Genomic DNA, 558 nt, shown 5'->3' with positions numbered 1-558 from the left:
GGCGCCTACCACGACCACCTGCGCTTCGTGGACGAGGTCATCGGCCGCCGCCCCGGCCACAATGTGTACGCGGCCATGAACATCCTGTTGCTCAACGAGCGCACGGTGGTGCTGGTGGACACGCACGTCAACGATGAACCCTCGGCCGAACAGATCGCCGAATTCACGGTGATGGCGGCGCAGGAAATGGCCCGCATGAACCTGGCGCCCAAGGTCGCGTTGCTGTCGCGCTCGAACTTCGGTTCGGGTAGTTCGGCGTCGGGCGCGAAGATGCGCCGCGCGCTGGAACTGGTGCGCCAGGCCGCGCCGGACCTGGAGATCGATGGCGAGATGCATGGCGACTGCGCGCTGGACGAAGCGCTGCGCATGCGTATCCTGCCGTCATCCACGCTCAAGGGCGAAGCCAATCTGCTGGTCTGCCCGAACGTGGATTCCGGCAACATCGCCTACAACCTGCTCAAGACGGCCGCGGGCGGCAACGTGGCGGTGGGCCCGTTCCTGCTGGGCGCGAATGCGCCGGTGCACATTCTGACCTCCAGCTCCACCGTGCGCCGCATC

At 66.5% G+C, this 558-nt stretch carries 1 protein-coding gene; it reads left to right on the top strand.

The genetic code is table 11. The features are described from left to right. On the top strand, positions 1-558 hold a 558-nt coding region (locus tag VCS63_RS29725), incomplete at both ends, for a phosphate acyltransferase (protein ID WP_323881932.1).

This window comes from Achromobacter sp. D10, from assembly GCF_035282245.1.
GTDB lineage: Bacteria > Pseudomonadota > Gammaproteobacteria > Burkholderiales > Burkholderiaceae_B > Achromobacter > Achromobacter insolitus.
The sequence above is the reverse complement of the archived record's forward strand: the minus strand, read 5'-3'. Positions and strand labels throughout refer to the sequence as shown.